Source organism: Agrobacterium sp. LMR679, assembly GCF_027157905.1.
Lineage (GTDB): Bacteria > Pseudomonadota > Alphaproteobacteria > Rhizobiales > Rhizobiaceae > Agrobacterium > Agrobacterium leguminum.
Genome location: NZ_JAPVOJ010000002.1, coordinates 1,311,247 through 1,328,512, shown reverse-complemented (window position 1 = coordinate 1,328,512; position 17,266 = coordinate 1,311,247). Strand labels below are relative to the sequence as shown.

General features: G+C 57.3%; 16 protein-coding genes, 1 tRNA gene and 2 pseudogenes. 12 read left to right on the top strand and 7 right to left on the bottom strand.

Translation table 11 applies throughout. From position 1 onward, the window contains the following. Positions 1-31 precede the first annotated feature (31 nt). The gene (locus O3W47_RS17090; protein WP_170985789.1) at positions 32-757 is read right to left on the bottom strand and encodes a type 1 glutamine amidotransferase; all 726 of its coding nucleotides are present in this window, start codon (positions 755-757) and stop codon (positions 32-34) included. 138 nt (positions 758-895) lie between these two features. Next, entirely contained in the window at positions 896-1,345 is a 450-nt protein-coding gene (locus tag O3W47_RS17085) for a DoxX family protein (RefSeq protein WP_003524478.1), read from the bottom strand. A gap of 145 nt (positions 1,346-1,490) precedes the next feature. On the opposite strand from O3W47_RS17085, the gene O3W47_RS17080 reads away from it, so the two are divergent. Then, positions 1,491-1,796, top strand: a complete 306-nt coding sequence (locus O3W47_RS17080; protein ID WP_137452494.1) for a SelT/SelW/SelH family protein — start codon at positions 1,491-1,493, stop codon at positions 1,794-1,796. A gap of 119 nt (positions 1,797-1,915) precedes the next feature. Next, a tRNA-Leu gene (locus tag O3W47_RS17075) sits at positions 1,916-2,002 on the top strand. Positions 2,003-2,188: 186 nt separating this feature from the next. Here O3W47_RS17075 and O3W47_RS17070 read toward each other — a convergent pair. Continuing rightward, entirely contained in the window at positions 2,189-2,599 is a 411-nt protein-coding gene (locus O3W47_RS17070; RefSeq protein ID WP_020812471.1) for a pilus assembly protein N-terminal domain-containing protein, read from the bottom strand. A 414-nt stretch (positions 2,600-3,013) separates the two neighbouring features. Here O3W47_RS17070 and O3W47_RS17065 point away from each other — a divergent pair, with 414 nt between their 5' ends. The 9 genes and pseudogenes from O3W47_RS17065 (at position 3,014) to O3W47_RS17025 (ending at position 11,882) form a co-directional block, all read left to right on the top strand. Then, positions 3,014-3,193, top strand: coding sequence for a Flp family type IVb pilin (locus tag O3W47_RS17065; RefSeq protein WP_127756706.1), 180 nt, complete (start codon positions 3,014-3,016; stop codon positions 3,191-3,193). Between the two features lie 85 nt (positions 3,194-3,278). Continuing rightward, positions 3,279-3,790 (top strand): annotated as a pseudogene (locus tag O3W47_RS17060) (A24 family peptidase). Between the two features lie 117 nt (positions 3,791-3,907). Beyond that, positions 3,908-4,714, top strand: a complete 807-nt coding sequence (gene cpaB, locus O3W47_RS17055; RefSeq protein ID WP_127756704.1) for a Flp pilus assembly protein CpaB — start codon at positions 3,908-3,910, stop codon at positions 4,712-4,714. Further along, positions 4,711-6,293 (top strand): annotated as a pseudogene (locus tag O3W47_RS17050) (type II and III secretion system protein family protein). The gene cpaB and the pseudogene O3W47_RS17050 overlap by 4 nt, the downstream one beginning before the upstream one ends. A gap of 56 nt (positions 6,294-6,349) precedes the next feature. Then, a complete protein-coding gene (locus O3W47_RS17045) occupies positions 6,350-7,042 on the top strand; it encodes a CpaD family pilus assembly protein (protein ID WP_127756702.1) in 693 nt (230 codons plus the stop codon). A gap of 34 nt (positions 7,043-7,076) precedes the next feature. Next, positions 7,077-8,360, top strand: a complete 1,284-nt coding sequence (locus O3W47_RS17040) for an AAA family ATPase (protein WP_127756701.1) — start codon at positions 7,077-7,079, stop codon at positions 8,358-8,360. A 33-nt stretch (positions 8,361-8,393) separates the two neighbouring features. After that, a complete protein-coding gene (locus O3W47_RS17035) occupies positions 8,394-9,866 on the top strand; it encodes a CpaF family protein (RefSeq protein WP_127756700.1) in 1,473 nt (490 codons plus the stop codon). A gap of 15 nt (positions 9,867-9,881) precedes the next feature. Further along, the gene (locus O3W47_RS17030) at positions 9,882-10,886 is read left to right on the top strand and encodes a type II secretion system F family protein (protein ID WP_127756699.1); all 1,005 of its coding nucleotides are present in this window, start codon (positions 9,882-9,884) and stop codon (positions 10,884-10,886) included. Positions 10,887-10,895: 9 nt separating this feature from the next. Beyond that, a complete protein-coding gene (locus tag O3W47_RS17025; protein ID WP_127756698.1) occupies positions 10,896-11,882 on the top strand; it encodes a type II secretion system F family protein in 987 nt (328 codons plus the stop codon). 78 nt (positions 11,883-11,960) lie between these two features. On the opposite strand, the gene O3W47_RS17020 is transcribed toward O3W47_RS17025, so the two are convergent. After that, positions 11,961-12,671, bottom strand: coding sequence for a tetratricopeptide repeat protein (locus tag O3W47_RS17020; RefSeq protein WP_174024227.1), 711 nt, complete (start codon positions 12,669-12,671; stop codon positions 11,961-11,963). Positions 12,672-12,927: 256 nt separating this feature from the next. Between O3W47_RS17020 and O3W47_RS17015 the strand changes: the two genes are divergently transcribed. Continuing rightward, positions 12,928-14,322: a leucyl aminopeptidase family protein gene (locus tag O3W47_RS17015; RefSeq protein ID WP_269314209.1), complete on the top strand. Its 1,395-nt coding sequence runs from the start codon at positions 12,928-12,930 to the stop codon at positions 14,320-14,322. Between the two features lie 109 nt (positions 14,323-14,431). Here the strand turns inward: O3W47_RS17015 and pncB are convergent, their stop codons facing one another. The 3 genes from pncB to O3W47_RS17000 form a co-directional block, all read right to left on the bottom strand. Continuing rightward, positions 14,432-15,736, bottom strand: coding sequence for a nicotinate phosphoribosyltransferase (gene pncB, locus O3W47_RS17010; protein ID WP_065654709.1), 1,305 nt, complete (start codon positions 15,734-15,736; stop codon positions 14,432-14,434). Positions 15,737-15,946: 210 nt separating this feature from the next. Beyond that, on the bottom strand, positions 15,947-16,306 hold the full coding sequence (locus tag O3W47_RS17005; RefSeq protein WP_031233696.1) for a hypothetical protein: 360 nt from the start codon (positions 16,304-16,306) through the stop codon (positions 15,947-15,949). A 95-nt stretch (positions 16,307-16,401) separates the two neighbouring features. Then, on the bottom strand, positions 16,402-17,253 hold the full coding sequence (locus O3W47_RS17000) for a C40 family peptidase (protein WP_269314208.1): 852 nt from the start codon (positions 17,251-17,253) through the stop codon (positions 16,402-16,404). Between the last annotated feature and the right edge of the window lie 13 nt (positions 17,254-17,266).

Genomic DNA, 17,266 nt, shown 5'->3' with positions numbered 1-17,266 from the left:
GTCTTTCAGCCGCAACTCTGTTCGGCCTCGATCACTTTCGCAACGGAAAATCGCCGATCTGGATGAGCCGTACCCAGGCTCGAGCGATTTCCAGCCCGGCTGCATCGGCCATTTCTGCACGCAAGCCACGATGGTCACGATAATTCTCCAGCCAGCCCGGCGACATTCTTTCGACGGAAGCAGGAAACGCCTGACACCAGCCGTCAACCACGGCGGTGGAGGCCTCGAAATGGAATTGCGTGCCATAGACCGCACGGCCGATGCGAAAGGCCTGATTTCGTGTCGCGCCATTGGTCGCAAGGCGCGTGGCGTCCGGCGGAAGCGTAAATGTATCGCAATGCCACTGAAAAATCGGGAATGTCTTTTCCAGCCCGGCCAATAGCGGATCGGACACGCCCTCTTCCGTCAGGGATACATCCTGCCAGCCGAATTCCGGCGGCCCCGAGAGAATATTCTCTCCCCCATAGGCGCGCGCCAGCAACTGGCTGCCGAGGCACACACCCATGACCGCTTTACCAGCATCGCCAAAGGCTTTCATGAGAAGGGCGAGATCGGCAAGATAGGGATAAAACGCATCGTCGAGCGCGTTCTGTTCGCCGCCCAGAACGATGAGCGCATCATGGTCGGCGGCATCGGTGGGGAGAGGCTCACCCGCATAGGCGCGGATGACATGGATTTCCGCCGCCGCTTCTTCCAGCGCTACGCCGAGCTGCCCGTGCGGCGTACCCGCCATGTTTTCTATGATTGCGACGCGCATAGGACCTCGTGGAGACGACAATGGATTCAACCGGCCAAGAGTGCCGATCGAATCCAGCTTCACCACGAGAAAAATCGATTTTCAAGAGCCACGGCGTCGTCAGTGCGACAACGGGCGGATGACCTGATCTGATGCGCCTTAGAATTCACGCGCCAGCTTGGCGTCTGCGGAATGCCGGTTGCCGCCGCGAACGGCGAAGAACAGGAAAATCGCGGCCCACAGAATCGATTTTTCCGCGCCGCCCAGACCTTCCGCCTTTACGATGCCGTGAAAATAAACAGTTACCAAAAGAACGATCATGGCCGCGAAGGATGCCGGCCGTGTGAACAGGCCGATGGCGACCAGAATGCCGCCGAAAAATTCCGTGGCGGCAAGCAGCGGCGACCAGAAGACGCCGGGATAAAAGCCGAGGCTCTCCACCATGCCGACTGCACCGAAAGGATTGACGATCTTGCCGAACCCATGGGTGACGAGAAGAAGCCCGGCCGTGACGCGCAGGATCGTCTCCACCAGATCGTGTGTCGCATTATAAAGCGGGGCGACCGCGGGAACGAAAAGACGCTGACGATTATTCTCGAACTGGGCCATAGGATCTCCACGTTTCAGCCTTCGACAGCTTCTCTGTTCGCAAAGCCGCATGATAAGAACAAGCGTACGCCCGGTAAAAACATGAGTATCATAGTTGACATTATCGTGAACATTATTGCCGCCGGGCGGTGAAGGAGACCTGAAGATGACCGAGGCCAAACCCCGCATAACCATCTGCTACTGCACGCAATGCAACTGGCTGCTTCGGGCAGGCTGGATGGCGCAGGAAATCCTGCAGACCTTCGCTTCCGATGTCGGCGAAGTCAGCCTCGTTCCCTCAACCGGCGGTCTGTTCGAGATCACCGTGGACGGCACGACCATATGGGAACGCAAACGCGATGGCGGTTTTCCCGGCCCCAAAGAACTCAAACAGAGAATCCGTGACATCATCGACCCGGAGCGCGACCTCGGTCATGTGGACAGAACGAAGCATGAAGGGCTCGACACCTGACCCGGCGACATGTTTCAACAGCCCCAACCAAGTTTTTTCCCTTTAAAATCAATGATCGTCATAAAAGTTCAAAAAGTCTGTTGACACCGGGCGGCTGCCCTCGTACATCGCTCTCCGTCGCCCAGATGGCGGAATTGGTAGACGCGCCAGCTTCAGGTGCTGGTACTCGCAAGGGTGTGGAGGTTCGAGTCCTCTTCTGGGCACCATTCCATTTTTGATCTTAGCCAGATCAAGAACTTAGACGAAAAAACAGCAACATATAGCCGACCGGTAAACGCCGGGAAGCGTGTTGCTTTTTCGGCTTTTCCACTTACAGAAAAGCTGCGAACAGGCCGCTTCCGTTTTTGCCGGAAGGCCTGTTGTCCTGTCTGGAATACAATTGACCTTGCCTGTTATGGCTGAGCGTCTTTGTCGCCACTATTTTGCGAATGCTGTTCGCAATTCGGCGTACAGGACAGAACGGTCCGCTCCGTCTGGCGGAAAACACGCACCGTATTGCCCTCGTCGATGGAGACGAGAATGCGTTCATCCACGATTGGATTGCCATCGGCATCCAGAAGCACGAGATTGGTCGTGCCGAAACTGCGACCTGTCAGAACAATCGTGGTGGCATCGGCAACCGTGGCATCGGCGACTTTGGAGTTGCCGACGATAACCTTGCTGACGGCGCGGTCGAGACGAAGGACACGGGCGTGATTCATCGAAACGCGCAATATGTCATCCTCAGCAAAAGCGGGCTGCAGCGAACCCGATAGAAAGACGGACAAGCCGACCACAATTTTCGCCAGTTTTCCGGATGACACGCGTTTGGCCCTTGCTCACTACCCGCACTTTATTGTTCCACAGAATGCGCGGTTTTAGTGAATGAAGCGTTAAATGGCGGAAATCCGCAACGAGGATGGTAACCATTCGTAATGTATTAATATTTTCACGTGTCTTCGCCCCGCGCCAAAACTGAACAGCTGCGCCTCTTTCAAAGGAAGCTTTGTCGAAAGAGAGAAATGGTCAGCGCCTGAATATATTTGTTTATCAGCAAATATAAAAATGCAGACAATACTTTTTGCTTTTATTTACCAAGAGAAACTCATCCTGCCGTTTACTTTGAGTTAATCGTTTTTTTTAAGCGCTTGGAAATCGCTCGGCTGTAGTTTGAACCCAACCGAACAACGGAGAACAGTTGTCGGCGTGCTGAACCAACACAAGTTAGGAGAGACCCTATGACCAAGATTTTCGCTCGTTTCCTCAAGGATGAATCCGGTGCCACGGCAATTGAATATGGCCTGATTGCGGCCCTTATTTCTGTCGCCATCATCGGCGGCGCCAAGACCCTGGGCACCAGCCTCAGCACCCAGTTCACGAACCTGGGCAGCTACATGAACGTTGCGAAAAGCCCGTAACTTTAGGCTGCGACTGGATTTGATTGTGTTGCGCCGGCTTCCGTCGGCGCAACACAATCCGTAACCATAGGTAGATCTAAAAATCATGACAGTAGCGGCGATATTCCTTATTCTTCCATTGTGCCTCAGCTTCGCCGCGCTGAACGACCTCTTCACCATGACGATTCCCAACAGGATACCGCTCATCCTGTTATTTTCCTTTATAATCGTTGCACCAGTTTCAGGCATGGACTGGCAAACTTTTGCCCTTAGTTTTGCCGCTGGCACCGCAGTTTTTGCCGCCTGTTTTGCGCTCTTTGCAGCCAATGTCATGGGCGGGGGAGATGCGAAACTCTTGACCGCCGCGGCGATCTGGTATGGCTTCGACATCTCCGTCATCGAGTTTCTACTTGCGGTGACCTTTATCGGCGGTGCTTTGACGGTCGGCATCCTTCTTTTGCGAACACGCTCAAGAGAAATCATGGCGGCCGGCATTCCCGTGCCCGATTCCCTGCTGGTGGCAAAAAAATCCCTTACGGTATCGGCATAGCGATAGCCGGTCTTCTAACCTATGGGGAAACACCGCTCGTCAAGGCCGCCATTGCAAGCCTTTCTTGAGTAACCTTGAGCGTTAAGCATCGGTTAACTACAAATCCAAGCATAATATTAACCATAATTATACCAATCGCGCGCCATCCTGACGGGAGAAGAATCTGATTCCCTCAAGGATCGAGCATGAAACCGTCGCGTATCGTCATTCTGTCCGTTGCTCTGGTGGCCGCTGGTCTTGCAGGCGTTGTCGCCATGCAAATTTCCGGCGCAAAACAGGTCATCGAAAAAGCAGAAACGATCATCCAGAAAGAGCCGACGGTCAACGTTCTCGTTTCCTCGGTCAATCTGCCTGTCGGCAGCCGCTTGAACGATAGCTCAGTACGCTGGACACCCTGGCCGCAGGGCAATGTGGTCGACAGTTTCATAACGGAAGCGAAAAGGCCCGACGCCATCACCGAACTCACCGGCGCGGTCGTGCGTCTGCCTCTCTTTGAAGGTGAACCGATCCGGCCGGAAAAAGTGGTCGATTCCAGCACCCGCATCATGTCTTCCCTTTTGCCGGCCGGAAAACGTGCGGTCGCCACCGAGATTTCCGTCTCGACAGGCGCAGGCGGTTTCGTGCTGCCGAACGACCGGGTCGATGTGATCATGGTCCGCAAGGGCGACAACAATAACTTTTTGACCGAAAATGTTTTGAACAATGTTCGTGTCCTGGCGATCGATCAGCAGATCAAGGAAGGCGAGGACGGAACGTCGGCGGTGGTTGGCGCAACCGCTACCCTCGAACTGACCCCTGAACAGGCAAAGATCATTACAGTGGCGCAACAGATGGCGGATCGTCTCACACTCGCCTTGCGCTCCGTCGCCGACGCACAGGAAAACGACACGCTTTCGGCCGGCTATCTTCTGAATGGAGGTTCCGGACAACCGGAAATTCAGGTGATCAAATCCGGCTCGATCGTGAAAAGCGGTCAAGGAGCATCACAATGACCGGGGAGCTCATGACGAACCGTCTAAAACAACGCCTGCGTTCATCGATGGCGGGTGGGCTCGCATTCTGCCTGACCTTTTCAGGTGTTCCCGGCCAGCATTCCCCCGGGTTTCTGCGCGTCAGCGAAGCAGAGGCGCAAAGCGCGAGCGTCGTGCGGATCACGGAAAGCGGTGCAGGCATTCGCAAGCGCTTGAATCTCGGCTTGAACAAGGCGCTCGTCATCGACCTGCCGGAAGATGCCCACGACATTCTTGTTGCTGATCCGGGCCTTGCCGATGCCGTGACCCGCACATCAAGACGTATCTATCTCTTCGGCAAAACGGTGGGACAGACCAATATCTTCATTTTTGGTGAAGGTGGCCGGGAAATCGTCAGCATCGATCTGGAGGTAGAGCGCGACATCTCCGGGCTTGAAGCCAATATCCGCCGTTTCATTCCAGAGTCGGATATCAAGGTGGAAATCGTTTCGGACAACATCGTTCTTACGGGATCGGTACGCACACCGCAGGACTCCGCACGCGCCGTTCAACTTGCCGACGCCTTTCTAAAAGGCGGCGAGGCCACCACCCGCAATATATCACTGACGGGCGGCGACAATGGTGGCGATGCGGCGATTTTTGCCGAGCGTCGGCAGGTATCGCAAATCGTCAACATGCTGACGATCGAAGGTGAAGATCAGGTGACGCTGAAGGTCACCGTCGCCGAAGTCAGCAGGCAGGTGCTGAAGCAACTCGGCTTCAACGGCTCCATCAGTAGTTCAACAAGCAACAATGGTTTCGAATTCGCAAATCCTTCCAATCTCGGAAATACAATCGACACCGCATCCAGGATCGCCAGTGGTGCAATAGGCTCCGGCTCACTCAGGTTCGCCTCCTATCTCAATGCCATGGAGCAGGCAGGTGTCATGCGCACTTTGGCGGAACCGAGCCTGACGGCGATTTCTGGCGAACAGGCGAAATTTTACGTCGGGGGAGATTTCCGGATTGCTGCGGAACAGGACGTTTCGCTCGACAAGGATACGAATACCACGGTTGTCAAACGCGAGGTTGAAACGGTCGACTACGGAATCACATTGAACTTCAAGCCTGTAGTCCTTTCACCCGGGAGAATAAGTCTCAAGATCGAAACCAACGTGTCCGAACCGACTTATGAAGGCAATGTCGTCACCGGAAACTACGGGCGAGGCATCCCAGGTTCGACCTACATGTCGGTCAGAAAGCGCGAAACCTCTACAACGGTCGAGCTTCCTTCGGGGGATCGATCGTGATCGCAGGTCTCGTTCAGGACAATGTTCGCCAGGCCATGTCCGGCCTTCCGGGCATGTCGAAAATTCCGATTTTCGGCACGCTTTTCCGCAGCAAGGACTTCCTGCGCAACGAAACGGAACTGGTCATCATCGCAACGCCCTATCTGGTGCGGCCCGTTGCCCGCAATCAGATCGCCCGGCCAGACGATAACTTCAATCCGGAAAACGACGCCGCCATGTATTTCATGAACCGCGTCAACAAGGTCTATGGCCGCAAGGATCAGGTTCAGGCCGCGCCCTATCAGGGGTCAGTGGGGTTCATCTACAAATGACGACACGCACACAAAATCCCCTCTTCACAGCAAGCCCGGTCAGGGCAGGAAACGTCATGAAGGAACCCTATTCCTCCTTTTCCCACTACCTTTCCGGAAGACGGACCGGCCTCGTCGTCGTTGCCGCGCTTGCCGCCGGCCTGTTGCAGGGCTGCGCACGCGATCCGATGACCACCAACGCCATTCCCGACGATTATCGCACACGCCACCCGATTACCCTGTCGGAAGCGGAGCATTCGCTGGATATTCCGGTCTCGGCCAGCGACAGCCGGCTGACCACAGCAATGGCGGATAATGTCCGCGGTTTTGCCCAGAATTATGCGTCGATGTCGACCGGGATCATCAATATTCAGACCCCGTCGGGATCGGCCAACGCGGCGGCCGCATCGCGAATGGCGAAACAGATCCGCTCGACGCTTTCCGGTGCTGGTGTGGCGCCCGGCAAGATCATGGAGACGCGTTATGCCGCTTCCCCGAATGGCGACGCCTCCCCCATCCGTCTGAGCTATGTCGCCGTTACCGCCATGACTGGCCAGTGCGGCCAGTGGCCCGAGGATCTCTCGGATAATACCTTCGCCAACAAGAACTGGTACAATTTCGGGTGCGCTTCCCAAAGCAATCTCGCGGCGCAGATCGCCAATCCCATGGATCTGGTCGGCCCGCGCGGCATGAGCCCGATCGATGCCGAGCGCCGCGCGGTCGTCATCGACACCTATCGCGGTAAGACTTCGACCGCGGCAACAGATTGATGCGAATCCAACATTTGTCACGGCAGGAAAGACGATGAGCGCTGTAGAATACGATATCAAGCCTAGCGACGGCGCAGAAGCCGAACCGTCGGTGCGCGCTTCGGATATGGATCGCCTGCGGCCCCTGCCCCGTATTTCCGTTCACGCTTTCTGCGTCAGCGACAACATGCAAGGCGTCATGGACGCATTGTCCAGCGACCGGCGCATGAGCAAGGTTACCCTGCGGGTAACGAAGGGCGATACCAATGCGGCAGCCACGATGTTTTCCACGTCGCCCACGCCCAATCTCATCGTTCTCGAAACAGCAAGCTCACCCGCCTCGCTGCTGGACGATCTCGCGCCTTTGGCGGAGGTTTGTGATCCTTCCACCCGTGTCATCATCGTCGGCCGGCACAACGATATAACGCTCTATCGCGATCTCATCCGCAACGGCATTTCCGAATATCTCGTCGCCCCGGTCAATATGGCCGATCTCCTGGCTTCGATCGCCGCGATCTTCGTCGATCCGGAAGCGGAGCCGCTGGGCCGCAACATCGCCTTCATTGGCGCCAAGGGTGGCGTAGGCTCGTCCACCATCGCGCATAATTGCGCCTTCGGCATCTCTAGCCTTTTCTCCACGGAAACCATTCTGGCGGATATGGACCTTGCCTATGGAACGGCGAATATCGATTTCGATCAGGACCCTGCCCAGGGCATGGCTGAAGCGGTCTTTTCGCCGGAGCGGCTGGACGAGGTATTTCTCGACCGTCTTTTGACAAAATGTTCCGATCATCTGTCGCTTTTGGCAGCGCCGTCTCTTCTCGACAGAACCTATGATCTCGATCGTCAGGCCTTTCTGCCGATCCTCGAGGTTTTGCAGCGCAGTGCCCCGGTTGCGGTTCTCGATCTTCCCCACCAATGGTGCGACTGGACGCGGGCAGTCCTTTCGGAAGCCGATGAGGTGGTCATAACGGCGGTTCCCGATCTCGCAAACCTGCGCAATACGAAGAACCTCTTCGATGCACTGATCAAGCTGAGACCCAACGACAAGTTGCCGCATCTCGTTCTCAATCAGGTCGGCATGCCCAAACGTCCGGAAATCGCGCCGGCGGATTTCCTTGAGCCGCTGGAAATCGAGCCGATCGCGATCATTCCGTTCGACGCACAATTGTTCGGAAATGCCGCCAATAGCGGACGCATGATCAGCGAGATGGATGAAAAATCCCAGACGGCGGAAACTTTTTCGCAAATCGCGCATACCATCACAGGTCGCTCCGTGCTGCGCAAAAGCAGGCGCGGCGGTCTGGAAAAACTGAAAAATATTCTCAAGCGCAAGTAGGTCTTTTGCCTGCGTCCTTAGACGGAAACGCCGATGTTCGGAAAACGCGGGCCCGAAGGCCCAGCCAGAAGCACGAAGCCGGATCTTGTTGCACCTGCGCCCATGCAGGTGACGACAGCGCCTGAGCCTCGTTCTGCTGCAATTGACACTCTTGAACCCGGCCAATCACCGGCAATGCGTCAGGCAACAGCAAGCGCATCGCCCGCGCAGAGAAAACGCGCACGCACGGAAGATTACTACAATACCAAGAGCCAGGTATTTTCCGCACTTATCGATACGATCGACCTTTCGCAGCTCGCCAAGCTCGACGCGGAAAGCGCGCGCGAGGAAATTCGCGATATCGTCAACGACATTATCACGATCAAGAATTTCGCCATGTCGATTGCCGAGCAGGAAGAGCTGCTCGAAGATATCTGCAACGACGTTCTTGGCTACGGTCCGCTGGAGCCGCTTCTCGCACGCGACGACATTGCCGATATCATGGTCAACGGTTCCGGCCAGACCTTCATCGAAGTCGGCGGTAAAACCATCGAATCCGATATCCGCTTTCGTGACAATGCGCAGTTGCTTTCCATCTGCCAGCGCATCGTCAGCCAGGTCGGCCGACGCGTGGATGAGTCGAGCCCGATATGCGACGCACGCCTGCCGGATGGATCGCGCGTCAACGTCATCGCTCCGCCGCTTGCCATCGACGGCCCGGCGCTGACGATCCGAAAATTCAAGAAGGACAAACTGACACTCGATCAGCTCGTGCGTTTCGGAGCGATCACGCCCGAAGGCGCGACATTGCTCAAGATTATCGGTCGCGTCCGCTGCAATGTCGTCATATCGGGCGGCACCGGCTCGGGCAAGACGACGCTTCTTAACTGCCTGACGAGCTTCATTGACAGGGATGAACGCGTCATCACCTGCGAAGACACCGCCGAACTGCAGCTGCAGCAACCGCATGTGGTGAGGCTCGAAACGCGTCCGCCGAATATCGAAGGCGAAGGCGAGATCACCATGCGCGATCTCGTCAAGAACTGCCTTCGCATGCGGCCCGAACGCATCATCGTCGGCGAAGTGCGCGGACCGGAAGTTTTCGACCTTCTCCAGGCCATGAACACCGGTCACGACGGTTCGATGGGAACGCTGCACGCCAATACGCCACGCGAATGCCTCAGCCGTATCGAATCGATGATCGCCATGGGCGGCTTCACCCTGCCGGCCAAGACCGTGCGCGAGATCATATCAGGCTCGATCGATGTCGTCATTCAGGCAGCGCGTCTGCGTGACGGCTCGCGCCGGATAACGCAGATTACGGAGGTGGTCGGCATGGAAGGCGATGTCATCGTCACCCAGGATCTGATGCGATACGAAATCGAAGGCGAAGATGCGAACGGCAAGCTGATCGGCAGACACGTATCGACCGGCATCAGCAAGCCCAATTTCTGGGATCGTGCACGCTATTACGGCGAAGAGAAACGCCTGGCGGCCGCGCTCGATGAAATGGAAAAGACATCCTAAGGGAAAGCGACTGCCATGGACCCGACAATAGTGTTACTGGCCGTACTTGTCGCCATCTCGGCGGGAGCGCTCGCCTACGCCTTTCTTTTCCAGCAGATAGAGGTCGAAAAAAAGACCACAAGCCGTTTCAAGCGGGTGCAGGCCGCAGAGACGGATCGCGTAAATATCAAAGCTGCACGCGATCGGGTCCAGGAACTCAGCAAGCGCCGCAAATCCATGCAGGACAGCCTGCGGGATATGGAAAAAAAACAAAATGAAAAGGCGAAAAAAGCAAAAAATGTTAGCCTGCGCGATAAACTCGTACAGGCTGGGCTGGCAATTTCCGTTCGACAATTCCACCTTTTAAGCGTCGGCGCGGCGGCTTGCGCCGCTTTTATTGCACTTATCTATGGTCTGTCGTTGCTGACCGCACTCCTCATAGCAGCCGTTGCGGCTTTGGGATTGCCGCGCTGGGTATTGGCATTTCTCCTCAAGCGCCGGCAAAAAAAATTCCTCGAGGAGTTCCCCAATGCGCTTGATGTCATGTGCCGCTCGATCAAGTCGGGTTTGCCGCTGAACGACGCGGTACGACTGATCGCCTCGGACGGTCAGGAACCTGTGAAAACGGAGTTTCAGCGGGTTGTCGATGCGCAGCAGGTGGGTATCGGAATCCCACAGGGTATCGAGCGCATGATGCTGACCATGCCCCTTTTTGAAGTCAGCTTCTTCAGCACCGTCATCAATATCCAGGCTCAGGCCGGTGGTAATCTTTCGGAGGCATTGTCCAACCTTTCAAGGGTATTACGCGACCGAAGAAAAATGCGCGCCAAAGTGAATGCCCTGTCCATGGAAGCGAAAGCATCTGCCGTGATTATCGGCGCATTGCCTTTTATTGTTATGGTGCTGGTGCACTTCACGTCGCCGGACTATCTCTCGGTGCTTTTCACCGACGTGCGGGGCCACATCATTCTGGGAGCATCCGGACTGTGGATGCTCATCGGGATTTTCATCATGCGCCAAATGATCAATTTCGATATTTGAGGGGCGGCCATGACAGCAAATCTGCTTTCTCGTCTGACAGACCCGCAGACGATTATCGCCATCCTCGTCACACTGGCAGTTTTCGCGACCCTCTATACGCTGATCATGCCCTTCCTGGAGCGGAAAGATCTTGCCAAGCGGATGAAAGCCGTCTCGTCGGAACGGGAACTCATTCGTAGCCGCGAGCGCGAGCGTCTGGCGACCGCGACCAGAGAGGGTAAAACCTCCCTTCGTAGCAATAACAACAAATCCGCACGGCGCATCGTTGAAAAATTCAATCTTCGCGAAGCGCTTGCCGACAAGAACACGATGAACAAGCTGCGCGCCGCCGGTTTCCGTTCACAGAATGCGCTCAATACATTTCTTGCTGCCCGGTTCGTCTTGCCGTTCATTTTCCTGGCCGTGGCATTCGCCTGGGTTTTCATTCTCGGAAACCTGGCTGATCAGGCTTTTGTCGTTCGGCTGATGGCGGTGCTTCTTTTCGGCTATGTCGGCTTTTACGCCCCCAATATCTATGTTTCGAACCGCATGACCAAGCGACAGGCGTCGATCAAGCGGGCATGGCCGGATGCGCTTGACCTGATGCTGATCTGCATCGAATCCGGCGTATCGATGGAAGCAGCCATGCGCCGCGTGGCGGAAGAGATGGGTGAACAGTCGCCTGAACTAGCGGAGGAAATGATCCTGACGACAGCGGAACTATCCTTCCTGCAGGACAGGCGCATGGCCCTTGAGAATTTCGGTATGCGCACTCAGCTGGAAGGCGTCAAAAGCGTGGTGCAGGCCCTTATCCAGGCGGAGCGGTACGGCACCCCGCTCGCTCAGGCCCTGCGCGTTCTCGCGCAGGAAGGCCGGGACGAGCGAATGAATGAAGCCGAGAAAAAGGCAGCTGCTTTGCCGCCGAAACTGACCGTGCCGATGATCCTGTTTTTCCTGCCGGTACTCATCGCCGTCATTCTTGGGCCGGCCGGCCTTCGCGTCATGGATACGTTCTGACGAAGACACGCGCAGGCAGGTCGAGCAGAACAGAAGCCATAATGTCGCGTGGATCGCGCCGATACAACCGAAAGCGTATCAGCCAGCCGACTTACCGTCCTTCTTCGCCAGTTGCTGCCAGGAGTTCTGTTGCGAAAGCATGGCACGCAGATAGGTGAGGTTAGCCTGCGCCTGCTGCGCGGAGAGCTCCTGAACCGCGATGCGCTCTGCTTCGGCAAAGCGGCCCTGTAGACCAACCACGAGCGCGAGGTTCTGGCGAACGCGGCTATCGGCTCCCGGCTGGGCGATGGCGGATTGCAGATATGTTTCGGCAGTGCGCGGATCGCTCGACAGGACATAGGACATGCCGAGGTTGGACAATACGCTCGGGTCGTTCGGCTTCAGGTCAAGCGCCTGCCTGTAGCGGGAACGCGCCTCGTTCGAGCGTCCAAGCTGATCGAGCACGGCGCCCTCTGCGGAATAAAGCCGCCAGTCGGGTCGATCCGGCGTCTGTGCCCGCTGGATGGTCGAAAGCGCCTGCTCCAGCTGGCCGGCGGCGGCCTGCGATTTGCCATAGGCGGCAAGGACATCGCGGTCCGCCGGATTGGCGATGGCGATCTGCTGCATGACGGCGAGAGCCTGTGTGTTCTTGCCGGTCATCATCAGCACGCTGGCATAATTCATGCCGACCGATTTATCCTTGGGGCTGCGTTCATAGGCTTTGCCGGCGCTCTCTTCCGCCTGCCGAAGCTGCTCCATATTCATGTGATCATAGGAGCGGGTGGCGGCGGGAATGGAGCCGGTGGACATGCGATCGGGCTTGTTAGTGCTCGCGCATCCTGAAACCGCAAGAACCAATGCGGCAAGACATGCTCCCCGTAGCAACCCTGTCCGGCCTGTCTCGCCCAAAGAAAATGCAGTCATGGCAGCGCCCCCGCCCAAGAATGATCGATCTTGCGCCCGACACACGACAGACTCACATGACGCAACTTTCGCTTAAGCAATAATCTGTTAACCCTAACAGAGCGTTAATCGCACCGATTCTCGACATTTACGGAAGCATACAATGGCGCCCTATCAGTTCATCGAACGCCCGACCCCTTTCGGCTCCAAGGCCGGCAGCACATTGCCGGTTTTCGCCGTCACGCCGGCCCATATCGAACAAGGCGCCATCGACCCTGTCGCTCTAGATTGGGCGAAGAAGGCGGGGTTCAAGGCAGAGGCAGGCGCCATCCTCCTCGTTCCTTCCGCCGATGGTTCGCTGGGCGGCGTGCTTCTCGGCCTCGGCGGCAATCCCTCGGAAATCCCCTTCATCACCGGGAAACTCGCCCGTGAACTGCCGGAAGGCGAATGGCACATCGAGACCGCACCCCTGACGGCCAATCGCCTCGCTCTCGGCTTCGGTCTCGGCAGCTATCGCTTCGACAAATACAAGACCACCAAGACGAACGGGGCAAAGCTCCTTATTCCGCAGGATGCGGAAGACGGCGAGATCAAGCGCGTTCTGGCCGGCGTTTTCCTTGCGCGCGACCTCATCAATGTTCCGGCCAACGATATGGGACCGGATGAGCTTGAGATTGCCTTCCGCGCGCTTGCCGCCCATTACAAGGCAAAGGTGAAGGTCACCACCGGCGACGAACTGCTCAAGGAAAACTTCCCCCTCATCCATGCTGTCGGCCGGGCCAGCGAAAGCGCACCGCGGCTTCTGGAGATGAACTGGGGCAAGAAGGGCAATCCGCGCCTCACCCTTGTCGGCAAGGGCGTCTGCTTCGATACCGGCGGCCTCGATATCAAACCCGCCGCTTCCATGGCGCTGATGAAGAAGGATATGGGAGGCGCGGCCAATGTGCTCGGCCTTGCGCTGATGATCATGGATGCGAAGCTGCCGGTCGATCTTCGCGTTCTCGTGCCCGCGGTCGAAAACTCCATCTCCTCCAATGCCTTCCGCCCCGGCGATATCTACCGCAGCCGCAAGGGGCTGACGGTGCAGATCGACAATACCGACGCTGAAGGCCGTCTTGTTCTGGCGGATGCGCTGGCCTATGCGGACGAAGATGCGCCGGACCTGATGATCGACATGGCGACGCTGACGGGTGCCGCACGCGTCGCGCTCGGCCCGGATCTGCCGCCCTTCTACACCGATGATGAGGATCTGGCGCATGATATCGCGGAAGCCAGCATCGATACGGACGATCCGCTGTGGCGCATGCCGCTCTATATGGGCTACGACAAGGATATCCGCTCACGCGCAGCCGATATCACCAACGCACCTTCTGGCGGCATGGGCGGATCGATCACCGCCGCCCTGTTCCTGAAGCGTTTCGTCACCAATACCAGGCGCTGGGCGCATTTCGATATTTACGGCTGGTCTCTGAGCGAGAGGCATCATTCATCGATCGGCGGGGAGGCGCAGGGTATCCGCGCACTCTTCCATTACATCGCACACCAGTTCGCGAAGTAATCTGCTGATAGGTTCGGGCTTCCACGGGCGCTTCCTCAACCGGAGCGCCCGTTCTCAATTTAGAGCATTTCCGGGCGAAAAACCGGGCTCCACTTTTACTGGAAAGGCTTTAAACCAGAACCTTCTGTTCCTTGTGGTCTTCTTCGCCGAAGAACTTCAGGTAACGCTCCACTTCGGCCGGGTCACCGGTGGCCTTTTGCGGATTGTCCGAGAGCTTCACGGCCGGCCGGCCATTGGCGTCGCTCACCTTGCAGACGATGGAAATCGGCTTGAGGCTGGCGATGGTTTTTGGCGCGCAACCGGCAAAATCATTGGTGAGGTTGGTACCCCAGCCGAAGCTCATGCGAACGCGGCCTTCGAAATGCCTGTAGGTATCGATGATGGCGTCGACATCCAGACCGTCGGAGAAGATCAACATCTTCTTTCGCGGATCGCGGCCCATCTTCTGCCACCACTCGATGATCTTTTCGCCGCCTTCGATCGGCGGCGCACTGTCGGGACGGAAACCCGTCCAGTCTGCCACCCATTCCGGCGCGTTGCGCAGGAAAGCCGCCGTGCCGAAGGCGTCCGGCAGCACGATCAGCAGGTTGCCGCCATAAAGCCGGTTCCAGTCCTTCAGAACCTGATAGGGTGCTGCAGCCAGTTCCTCATCTGTCTGCGCCAGCGCCGCGACCACCATGGGCAGTTCATGCGCGTTCGTTCCCACGGCTTCGAGATCGGAATCCATGGCGAGCAGGACGTTACTCGTACCGGTAAAGGCGGGCCCGATGCCTTCCTTCAGCGCTTCGACGCACCAGCGTTGCCAAAGGAAGCTGTGCCGGCGGCGGGTGCCGAAATCGGAAATGCGCAGTCCCGGCAGTTCCCGCAGCCGCTCGACCTTCTCCCACATCTTGGCCTTTGCGCGGGCATAAAGCACATCGAGCGTGAAATAACCGAGCGAACGCATGGCGCTGCGCGAGCGCAACTCGTTGATGATGGCGAGCGCCGGGATTTCCCAGAGCGTCGTATCCATCCAGCGGCCATGAAAATTCAGCTCATATTGCCCGTCGCGTTTGAAAAGCTCGTATTCCGGCAATTGATAGCTTGAAAGCCAGGAGAGGAATTCCGGCTCGAAAATCTGCGAGCGGCCGTAAAACGTGTTACCCGCAAGCCAGATGTTTTCCTTCTTGGAAAGACGCAGGGTGCGTGCATGATCGAGCTGTTCGCGCAGCTCCATCTCGTCGATCTCTTCCGCCAGCCGCACCGTCTTCGTGCGGTTGATCAGGGAAAACGTCGCATCGACTTCCGGATAGAGTTTCCAGATCATCTGCAACATCAAGAGCTTGTAGAAATCCGTATCGATCAGGCTGCGGACGATAGGGTCGAGTTTCCAGGTATGATTATGGACACGGGTGGCTATATCGGTCTTCGTCATACTCGCATTCCCCAATATCGGCCAAAGGTCAGAATAGCCGATGTCACTCCGCACCCCGGCAGGTATCAACCTGTCATGCGGAAGATTTATCTGAAAAAGCGACAACAAGTCCAGAGCACCGGCCGAGCAAATGCCCGCCGCTACCGCCCGCGCATCGATTTTCCGAAAGGCGCGATGAGGTTTTCGATCCGGTGCGGGAACAATGCCGCTTCAGAAGGTCGGGTCTACGGGGTTTATGCCGGGATACCAGTCCTTGGAAACCGGATTTCTGCCGCCGAAGCTGGAAATTCCGTTTTCATCGGTGCAGCGGTAACCCTGAACCGGAAGTCCACGGCTGCCGAAAACATTCCGGTAGGGGCCGCGCGAATATCCGGTCGAGCCAAGTGCGCTATGGCAGTTGTAACGGACCTTTGGCTGCAGCGTGCGCGGATCCTTGACGCCGGGCAGGTTTGCATAGGCATCCGGCGCGGGAGCAAAACCATTCTGGAAAACAGTCTGCGCCTGCGCTGACGCGCTCAGCAAAACCGCTGTGAGGATCGCTGCCAATCGTGTCGCCGTTCTTGTCTTCATTGATGCCGGTTCCGTACCATCATCCAACCGATGTAGGCTGTCGGCGGCTCTGGCACAAAGGGCCGGGCAGGCACAATTTCGTGAAAGCCGCCTTTTCAGTCTTCCAGGCGGCGGAAAGCCGTCGGCTTTTCGTAAAGCCAGCCGATGCGCTCGATGGCCGCATCGAGATTTTCGCGTGCGACATTCATCGTATGGCCATTGGCATGCAGCAGCGTTTCCTCGTTTTCCATGAGGCCGACATGGCCCTTCCAGAAGACGAGATCGCCGCGGCGCAATTCATCCCGCTCTATTTCCACACCGAGCGACTTCACCTGCATGTCGGTATCGCGCAGAACCCGCCGGCCCGTCATGGCCATGGAAAGCTGCACGAGGCCGGAGCAATCGATGCCGAAACCGGAACGCCCGCCCCACAGATAGGGCGTTTCGATAAAGCGCAGCGCCACCGCCACATAATCATCTTCAAGCACCGCATCGACGGCGCGGCAATGGGCGGCGATGATGCCTTCGCCCTTTTCGGTCAGCAGGTAACGGGTGCCGCGTGTCTCCGCCTCGCCTACGATCTGGATAAGGCTACCCATGGACAGCGCTGCGACCGGCGGTTTGCGCAATTCAGCGGCTGGATAGAGAAAAGTGCGCGGTGCAATCACCCGATGGGTGGCGACAACGACATCGCCAATCGCCGTTTCCGGCACATAGCCGGCATAACCGTCCGCATCCGCCTGCACCCAGGCCCAGCCGTTCGCCCTGTCGAAAACACGGATGGTTTCGCCAGACAACAGCTCGGTATCGATGCCGGCGGCAAGGTCCGGCGTCGGCCGCAGGCCAACAACCGGCACCGCGATCTGCGCGGGCGAGCCGCTGACAAAACGTTCTGCCTGCACCACGCCCTGCAGCTTTTCATCGGCGAGATCGGAGCGGAAGACATTCAGGCGGCGGTCGAGCATCATGGGTTTCACATCC